Source organism: Mycobacterium sp. shizuoka-1, assembly GCF_002723835.1.
Classification (GTDB): domain Bacteria; phylum Actinomycetota; class Actinomycetes; order Mycobacteriales; family Mycobacteriaceae; genus Mycobacterium.
Genome location: NZ_BEWG01000023.1, coordinates 45965 through 55451 on the forward strand (window position 1 = coordinate 45965; position 9487 = coordinate 55451).

At 65.5% G+C, this 9487-nt stretch carries 8 protein-coding genes; all 8 read right to left on the reverse strand.

Annotated features, from left to right (window positions below; all coding sequences use genetic code 11):
• Window position 1: 1 nt before the first annotated feature.
• Entirely contained in the window at window positions 2-805 is an 804-nt protein-coding gene (locus MSZK_RS07880) for an ABC transporter permease (protein ID WP_099246577.1), read from the reverse strand.
• Entirely contained in the window at window positions 802-1557 is a 756-nt protein-coding gene (locus MSZK_RS07885) for an ABC transporter permease (RefSeq protein WP_199203238.1), read from the reverse strand. Before MSZK_RS07885 ends, MSZK_RS07880 begins: the two co-directional genes overlap by 4 nt.
• Window positions 1554-2483 (reverse strand): ATP-binding cassette domain-containing protein, encoded by a 930-nt coding sequence (locus MSZK_RS07890; RefSeq protein WP_099246581.1) that lies wholly within the window; start codon window positions 2481-2483, stop codon window positions 1554-1556. The genes MSZK_RS07885 and MSZK_RS07890 overlap by 4 nt, the downstream gene beginning before the upstream one ends.
• A gap of 64 nt (window positions 2484-2547) precedes the next feature.
• Entirely contained in the window at window positions 2548-3456 is a 909-nt protein-coding gene (locus MSZK_RS07895; RefSeq protein ID WP_233211168.1) for a class I SAM-dependent methyltransferase, read from the reverse strand.
• Between the two features lie 43 nt (window positions 3457-3499).
• A complete protein-coding gene (locus MSZK_RS07900; RefSeq protein ID WP_099246583.1) occupies window positions 3500-4543 on the reverse strand; it encodes an NAD(P)-dependent oxidoreductase in 1044 nt (347 codons plus the stop codon).
• A 26-nt stretch (window positions 4544-4569) separates the two neighbouring features.
• Complete coding sequence (locus MSZK_RS07905; RefSeq protein ID WP_099246599.1) at window positions 4570-6759, reverse strand: acyltransferase family protein; 2190 nt, start codon at window positions 6757-6759, stop codon at window positions 4570-4572.
• 99 nt (window positions 6760-6858) lie between these two features.
• Complete coding sequence (locus tag MSZK_RS07910; RefSeq protein ID WP_099246601.1) at window positions 6859-9054, reverse strand: acyltransferase family protein; 2196 nt, start codon at window positions 9052-9054, stop codon at window positions 6859-6861.
• Between the two features lie 75 nt (window positions 9055-9129).
• Window positions 9130-9487: DUF2505 domain-containing protein (locus tag MSZK_RS07915; protein WP_099246603.1), on the reverse strand; the 358-nt coding region annotated here is incomplete at its 5' end.

Here is a 9487-nt window from a genome sequence, read left to right on the forward strand (position 1 = left end):
GTCAGCCGCGAACCCCGCCGGATTCCGCGGCGGCACGGTAGCTGCGGATCGCCAGCGGGGCGATCACGGCGGCACCGGCAAGGGTCCACAACACGCCCCACAGGAGCGGAAACCAGGGGAGGCCGCCCTGGGCAAGTGTTCGCATCGACTCGACGATCGGCTGCATCGGCTGGAACCGCAGCAGCGGCCACATCCACGAAGGTAGCGATTCGATGGGCGGGGAACCTGAACTTGCGAACACCGCAGTGATGGCGGGCAACCCCAGCCAGATGAGCACGGTGCCGTCCTTGGCTCGCACCGCGACCGCGATCACCGCCATCGCGAAGACGATCACCACCATGACCGGCACCAGTAGGTAGAGCAGCAGTTCGAGCGGGCCCCCGCGGAAGCGCAGTCCGAGACCGATGCCTACCGCGGTGATCAAGGCGGTGCTCACCAGGGTGCGCCCGGCCTCGGCGATGAGCCTGCCGGTCAGCACGCTGGCTCGGTGCACGGGCAATGCCCACAATCGGCTGAGCAGGCCGGTGTCGCGTTCGAAGGACAGGGTCAGGCCCACAGCGAGCGACCCCGAGAACGCTCCGGCTATCGCGCAGGTCGGCACCAAGCCGTAAAGACTGTCGGTTCCGGTGATGCGCAACACCGATTTGCCGACCAGCAAGTAGTAGGTGATCAGGAGAAAGGTTGGGAAAACCAGAGATTGGATTGGAACCAGCGGGTCGCGGCGCCAGTGGGTGAAGTGCTGGGCGGCGATCACCCAGCTCTCGTAGAGCAGCGAACTACGCAACGGCGCGGCCGGGCTGGTCATTGAGTCCGCCTCTGCATGCGCACCGCGATCACTCCGAAGACCACCAGCAGTCCGAGGCACCAGGCGAAGCTGCTCACCAGACTGCTGACCGCGACATTGCCAGCGGCCAGACCCCGAAGGGTTTCCGTCACCTGGGAAACAGGTTGGTAGCGAACGAATCCGTGCAGCCATTCGGGGAACGATTCGACGGGCGCCATCCCGGTGGAGAGCATGACCAGGATCATCTGCGGTACCAGGAGAACTTGGCTGGACCCGCCGTTCCTGCCGATCGCGGCGGTCGAGATCCGTACGCCCGTCGCGTCGGCGGCCAACGAGAGTGCCAAGGTCAACGCCAGCACGAAGAAAATAAAGGCCACCAAATGCCCTGGTCCGCCGAGCATCCGAAATCCGAACAGGTATCCGGCGACGATCGTGGCGACCAGAGCGATGACGCCGCGGATCAGGCAGTACAGCATGCGGGCCGCCAACGGGGCTACGGTGGCGATGGGCAGCGTGCGGAACCGCAGCCCGAGTTCGGACTGATGGTCGCGGCTGGCCCGGTCGACCGTCGTGAGCGCACCGAGCAGCGTCACCTGGACGATGATCACCGGCAACAGGTACTGGGGGTATCCGATCCCGCCGGTGTCGATCACGTTGCGCAGCGCCAGATTGAAGATCACAAAGTTGCCCGCCGGCGCCAACACCGCGAACGGCAGATCGCTGCGCAACGTGTTGCGCACCATGCGTTCGGTCAGAACAGCAACTGAGCTCACGCGGTGACACTGCCCGTGAGGTGGAGGAATACCTCATCGAGAGATGGCTTGCGCAGCGAAATGTCCTCCAGCTCAACGTCAAGCTGCTCCACGCGGCGGAATACCTCACTGAGGGTGGCAACGCCGTTCGGTGCCAGTACCGACACGCTGTTGGCGTCCTCGTCGGCTTGGGCGTCCTGAAGATCGGCGACGGCGGCAAGGATTTTGGGCAGGTCGGCCGGATTGACCGGGCTGACCGTGCAGTAGCTGTACCCGACCCGCCGCTTGAGGTCCTCGGCTGTCCCGGTGGCAACAACGCGACCGTGGTTGAGCACGACGATCGAATCGCTGAGCACGTCGGCTTCCTCGAGGTACTGGGTGGTGAGCAGCACTGTCACTCCGTCAGCTGCCAACGCCGACACCAGATCCCACACACTGCGACGGCTGCGCGGGTCCAACCCGGTCGTCGGTTCGTCGAGGAATAGGACTTTCGGCGGTACCACCAGGGCCGCGGCGATATCGACCCGGCGCCGCATACCACCGGAATAGGTGACCACGTTGCGGTCGGCGGCATCGGTGAGGTCGAACTGCTCGATCAACTCATCGGCCCGCGCTTTGGCGTCCTTGCGGCGCATCCCGTGCAGCCGGCTGAACATCACCAAGTTCTCGCGTCCGGTCAACTGCCAATCGATCGCGGCGATCTGGCCGGTCATGGAGATGGATTCCCGCACCCGAGCCGGCTCCTTGGCGACGTCGTAGCCGGCGACAATCGCTTTGCCATACGAGGGACGCATCAACGTCGACAGGATGTTGATGGTGGTCGTCTTCCCCGCGCCGTTGTGACCGAGCAGCGCGCACACCGAACCTGTGGGCACGGAAAAGCTGACGTCCTGCAGGGCGAGGATGTTCCCGTCGAATGTCTTCGCTACGCCGTCAAGCTCGATCACGAATATTGACCATAGCGTGAGCAAGATGGCTTCGGGCGAAGTAGCGGTGTCTTCATCAACCGGCTCATGAGCCCAGACGGCCGAGGCTGGTGATCTCGAGGCTGACCGACTTCCGCTGGCCGATCGCGCCCAACATGAATCGTATGTCGCCCCACGGTGCACCCAACCAGAACCGCCAGAATCTCTTGTCCCAGATCTTCCATACGTAGCTTCCATCACCCAACAGGCGTTGAGCCTGCAGCGCCTCGACCCGGTGAATGAACCGTCTGACGGGGTCCTGGACCATCGCGGCATTCATCTCCATGATTTCCAGACCCCATGCGCGGTACCGGAACTCGAATTCGTACTTTTCCTGGAACTCGTAGAACGCCCGCATCTCACCATTTGTCACCAGATATTCGTCGAAGACGAGGATCGATCCCACCTCGAAGCGCTCCTTGCACGTTTCGAGGGCGTGCAGGCAGCTTTCGTACGTATCCAAGTCCATATGGAACAGCCGGATCGGCCCCGGGTGCGCCGTCAGAAATGGGGCCAATGTGTCGTAGGTGCTGCCCTTGACGAACTGGACATCGCGACCCAACGCAGAAGGAATCCCGTCCTCGATCGTGACGCCGGTATCCTGGATAAGGCGTTGCGCGTACGGCTCCGAGATCGACAGAGCGCCCGCTTTCACCAGAGTTCCGTCGTCGACTTGCCAGTCCTCGACGATGCCTTCAAACGTGTCGAAGCCGTAGACCGGGCCACCGGTCTTGTCGGCCAGCAGTCGGGTCGACCAACCGATCCAGACACCAAGATCCAGGACCAAGCCGCTACCCCGCAGTTGGGCGGCCTCCCACAGCAGAGTGTGGCCCGGAATCTTGTGCCTTCGCAGTTCCGTCATCGTCCGTCGGATGAAATCCTGGTACTCGGGCTCGTACACGCCGATATCCCGCGAGTAGAGGTTCGGAATATAGCGATCGCTGCGTCGCGGCACATCAGTCCTTTGGTTCGTCGGGTCGGTGATCTACGGCGATCAGTTATTTGCCGATCCAGTCGAGCAGCGCGCGCATCCCCTCTTCGAGGGACCACTTGGGGCGCCAACCGAGCTCGGTGGTCGCCGGCTCGGTGTCGCACCGCGCGGCGCGGACATCGCCGTCGCGGAACTTCCCGACCACGACGGGCGCGGGCGCGCCGCAGATGGTCGCGAGCTGCTGGGCGAGCTCATGAATGGTGGTGGGCACCCCTGAACCGATGTCGACGTAGCGGGCCGGCTCGGCGGGACTCTCGACGGCCGCGAAGAGCCCCTCGACAACGTCATCGATATAGACGAAATCGCGCACGATCCGTCCGTCCTCGTAGACCTCCAGGGCCTGCTTCTCCCGCGACAACCGGGCGAACAGGGCGACGATTCCGGTGTAGGAGTTGGTCAGCGACTGACCCGGGCCGTACACGTTCTGCAGACGCAGCACGCTGAGTTTGGTGTCGTGTGCGGCAGTCCACGCTGCCAGAATGTGTTCCTGCGCTAGCTTGGTCGCCGCATAGATGTTGGTCGGCCGGGGCTCGGTGCGCACCGCACTGCTCGCGAGTGGGACGGCGCGATCCCCGGTGGGACCTTGTGGATCCCAGATGCCGGCGACGAGTTGTGCGTGGCTGCGCGGCTTCGGGTAGAAGACGTCGTCGCCCGCCTGCCACGCACCCTCGCCGTAGACCGCGCGCGAGGATGCCAGCACCAACTGGTCGGGCACATGCCCGCACCGGCTCAGCGCGTCGAGCAGCTGGGTCGTACCCACGACATTGACAGAGCCGTGCCGGGATGCCTCTGAAAGCGATTGCGCTGTACCTGTTTCCGCCGCCAGGTGCACGATCTGAGCGGGCTTGACCAGCCGCAGCACGGCATCGCAATCGGGGGCGTGGGTGACATCGCCGGTGAACAAACGCACCGAGGGCGGAAGGTCGATCTGGGCGCCTTGGGCGTGCACCTGCGGGTGCAGGATGTCCATCACGGCCACCTCGTAACCGGCTTCGACGAGACGGCGCGCGAGCGCAGACCCGATGAACCCGGCCCCGCCGGTGATGAGCACGGATTTCGACACGGTGAGCCTCCTGATTACCTGTGGGCGAGCGCGCGGTCGGCCAGCGCCGCGATGGCCGGCGTCAGCACGCGTGAGTATTGAAGGGTCAAATGGCTGACATCGAGGTAGACCAACGTGTTGCCGACGATGACGGGACAACGTTCTGCGGTGCAGAACAGGTCGGACAGGTCGGCGTATTGTCCGCCGCCCGCAGTCGTTGCGGCGGCTTCGGCATCGATCCCGGATTGGTCGACCGCCGCCGACCGGGACAGCGTGCAGGCCGCCGCGTCATTCAGGTGGCCGGACACGCAGATCGGCACATTGGCATGCGGACTCGGTATCGGTCCGAGCACCAGCACCTGTGCGCCCATCGTGCGGAGTTCCCGGACCAGCTCGGTCATCCCCTCGATCCACGCCGCGTCGTATCCCCGAAAACCTGACATCGTTTCGTCGATGCCGTAGCCCCGCCAGACGCTGACGACGACGAGTCGGGGGCGCTCGACGGCCAGCCGGGCGATGATCTCGTCGCGCCAATGCTGGCAGTGCTGAAGATCTTCAACCAGATTGCCGAATGCGTTGTCCGCTCGCGCGTCCATCAGCGGACAGGCTTCCTTGGCCATCATCTGTAGCCGCCAGTGCCGTTGGGCGGCGATCTGCTGAAAGGCGGGCGTCCACATCGCCGCGTGTGAATCTCCGATCAACGCAACGGTGTTCGACGAAGAGGCGTCGCCCATGATGCACTCGGGCTGGCCGCTGTCATACGGCGTGCGCAGGCAGCCCTTGTACGTGTAGTCCTCCTGCTCGGCGGCCAGATTGGTCAGCGGAGGGGTCAAATTCGACGGGACGGCGCGATCGCCCAACGAGGCGGCCAGCGCGGTCTGCACCTGGGCGAAGGTCTGCTCTACCGCGGCGTCGTAAGCCGCCATGGCCGACCCGGCGGGCACCGACGCCGTGTTCAGGGTCACCGCGGGTACCGGTGCGCCGTGCCCGACCGGGGTGGGAACGACCCTGAGCAGGCCCAGACCGACGAACACCGCGATCGCGGTGGCCACCGCGCCGAGGCCGAGGCTGCGCCACGGTGAGTTCTTGATCTTCGGCGCGAAGCGCAGCGGATTCTCCAGAACACGCAGGGTCAGCCACGCCAACCCTGCGGCCAGCAGGGCGGCGATGATCCGTTCGGGCAATCCCAGAGAGTGACCAACCAGTGCGGGAGCGAGCACCAACACGGGCCAGTGCCACAGATACCACGAATAGGAGATCCGGCCGACCGCTCGCATCGGCGACGTGCTCAGAAATTGCCCGCAGCCCTGCGACGGTGTCGCGCAGCCGGCCCCGATCACCAGCACCGCGCCGAGGGTGGGCAGCAGGGCGGCGGTCCCCGGGAAGGGCGTGGCCGAGGTGAACCAGCCACAGGCCAGCACGATCATGCCCAGCCCGGCCCAGCCGGTCGTCGCGGCAAGCCGCGGTGACAGCCGTTGCCAATGGATCGCTGTCAGCGCGACCAGTCCGCCGATCGCCAGCTGCCAAGCCCGAGTGGGCAGCGAGAAGAACGCCATCGCGGGCACGACGTAGGTGATCACCAGCGACAGCGCGAACGAGATGGCGGTGACCAGTCCGAGGATCACCAGGTACGGCCGTCGCGACGACGCGATGGCGCGCGTTCTGTCCCGCCGGAACCGTCGGATCACCCACGCGGTGCCCAGGATCAGCGGGGCCCAGACCAGATAGAACTGTTCCTCGACGCCCAGCGACCAGTAGTGCAGGAACGGTGATGGCGTCAGCAGATCGGAGAAGTAGTTGATGTTGTCGATGACGAACCAGTAGTTGCCGACATAAAGCGCGCTGGCGATGCCGTCGTACAGGACGGTCGGAACCCGCAGCGGGGGCAACAGCAGTACCGACGCGACCATCGTGATGATGCCGACCGTCGCCGAGGCCGGCAGCAGTCGGCGGGCGCGGGCGCCGTAGAACGCTCGCAGCCGAACGGTGCCGGTCCCGCTGACCTCCCGCCAGAGCAGTCCGGTGATGAGGAAACCGGAGATCACGAAGAACACGTCGACGCCCACGTAGCCGCCACTGATCCCGGGCACGGCAGCGTGGAAGAGGACGACGGCCGTCACTGCGACGGCGCGCAAGCCTTCGATGTCCGGGCGGAAGTACGTCTGTTCCGGGCGCCGACTTTGCTGTTCTTCGCTAGCCCTGAGACTGTCGGCGTGGGCCAAGATCACCTTCCTGCAAATTCAGCGAACACGTCAATTGAGTCGAGGCATTCTTACATTCGGGCACAGCCGCCAGGGGTGGTTTCGAGAACGGCCCTGATGTGACTAACTGTGGGCGAGTGCTCGGTCGGCCAGCGCTCCGACGGCCGGCGCGAGCAATCGCGAGTATTCGAGCGTCATGTGGTTCTCGTCGACATAGACCAAGGTGTTGCCGACGATGACCGGGCATCGTTCGGTTGTGCAGAACAGGTCGGTGGTGTCGGCGTACTGTCCGCCGCCGGCATTGGTGGCTGCCGCTTCGGCGGCGATGCCGGATTCATTGACGGCGGTCGATCGAGTCGGTGTGCAGGCCGGCACATCATCGAGGTATCCGGACAGGCAGACCGGTACCTGGAATTGCGGATCGGGGATGGGCCCGAGCACCAGAACTCGTGCGCCGGTGGCGCGCAGCCGCTGGACGAGGCGGGTGAACCTGTCGATCCACGCGGCGTCGTACGCCCGATACCCGGAAAGCGATTCCGCCGTACCGTAACCGCGCCACAGGCTCAGCACGATGAGCTGCGGACGTTCGGCTTCCAGACGGGACACGATCAGATTGCGCCACTCCGAGCAGTGCTCGAAGCGCTCGGCGAGCCGGCTCAGGGGATTGGTGATCGGCAGGTCCAGCAGCGGGCAGGCACCCTTCGCCAGCATTTCCAATCGCCACTGTCGTTCGGTGGCGATCTGCTGCAAGGCCGGGGTCCACATCGCGGCATGAGAGTCGCCGACCAGGGCGACCGTCGTGGGCGACGTGGGGTCGCCCATCACACACTCGGGCTGTCCGCTTTCGAAAGGCCCACGCAGACAACCGTTGAACGACAGCGCCTTCTTCTCGGCGAACGTCTCACCGAGTGCCGGCGTGAGGTTCGCCGGAACGGCCTTGAGCTCGGCCGACGCGAGAACCGCGGCCTGCACCTCGGCGAAGGTCCGCCGTACCGCAGTGTCGTAGGCGCCGGCGGGAGAACCTGGCGGGACAGTCGCCGCAGTGAAGTGCAGCGGTGTGACGGACGGGCCGTGCCCGACCGGGGCGGGCATCACACGCAAGAGTGTCACGCCGACACACACCGCGACGATCGTCGCCGTCGCACCCAGGCCGAGGCTGCGCCATGCCGAAGTGCGGATCTTCGGGGCGAAGCGCAGTGGGTTTTCCAGATACCGCAGGGTCAGCCAAGCCAGCCCGGCCGACAGCGCGGCCGCGCTGATCCGTTCGGCCAACCCGAGTGAGTGGCCCAGCAGGAATGGGGCGAGCACCAACACCGGCCAGTGCCACAGATACCACGAATAGGAGATGCGGCCGATGGCGCGCAGCGGCGGTAATGCCAGCAGGCGCCCACCACCGTGGGTGGGTGTGGCGCAGCCGGCGCCGATGACCAGCGCTGCGCCGAGCGTGGGCAGCAGTGCCGCAGTACCCGGGTAGAGCGTGGTGGGGCTCAACCACGTGCAGGCCAGCAGGATCAGCGCCAGGCCGGACCAGCCGACGACGGCGGCGATGCGCGGTGAGAGACGTTGCCAGCCAACGGCGGTCAGCGCGACCAGTCCGCCGACGGCGAGCTGCCACGCCCGGGTGGGCAGTGAGTAGAACGCCGCCGCGGGCACGATGTACGTCGCCAGGAACGACAGCGCGAACGAGACGACCGCGACCAGTGCGAGTGCGACGATGAACGGCCGCTGGGATATGTCGACTTGGGTCGCTGGGCGTCGGCGCGCCTTGCGCGCCAACCGGGTCAGCCACAGCGTTCCGAGGAGCATGGGGGCCCACACCAGGTAGAACTGTTCCTCGACGCCGAGCGACCAGTAGTGCAGAAACGGCGACGCGGTGACGTGATTGGCGAAGTAGTCGACGCCCCGCATGACGAATTGATAGTTGCTCACGTACAACGCGCTGGCGATGCCGTCGGTGATGGCAGGCCGAGCTTGCAACGGCGGCAACAGGATCGCCGAGGCGAGCATGGTGATCACGCCCACCGCCGCGGAGGCGGGCAGAAGCCTGCGGGCACGCGCGCCGTAGAAACTGCGCAGCCGCACACCGCCGGTACTGCTGACCTCCCGCCAGAGCAGTCCGGTGATCAAGAACCCGGAGATGACAAAGAAGACGTCGACGCCGACGTAGCCGCCGCCGAGGCCGGGAACTGCGGCGTGGAACAGGACGACGGCCAGCACGGCAACAGCGCGCAAGCCCTCGATATCCGCGCGGAACGTCGTCTGTTCGGAGCGCTGAGGCTGCTGTTTCTCGGCAGGGCTAACGCTGTCAGCCTGGCGCAAGATCACCTACTTAATGAGCGGACGCGTCGGTCGGTCGAGGCATTGTTGCATTCGCGTACGTCAATAAGGGGCGGTTTATCCGTGTTCGGCGATCCACGTGGTGGTGTAGCGCAGCGTCGCGGGGATGCTCTGGGCCAGGCTCGCACCGATCGATTTCTCGAGCTTGCCGCCGACCAACGGGATCTTGACGTCGACTTTTCCGGAGGAGCGAAGTTGGGACGAGCTGCCCGTCGGCGCCAACCAGTTGTCCGCGCGACTGGATCCCAGGCCGCCGGAAGCCGAAACGTGGCTCTCGCCGCGCACGTGGCCATCGCCGGTGGGACGCCAGGTCTCGCGGTAGAGAAGCTTCAGATCGCCCGGCACGAAATTGGCCACCAGTGGCGGCAGGATCTGGAGCCCCAGATGCTGGGTGATGTGCACTTCGACTGCGCCG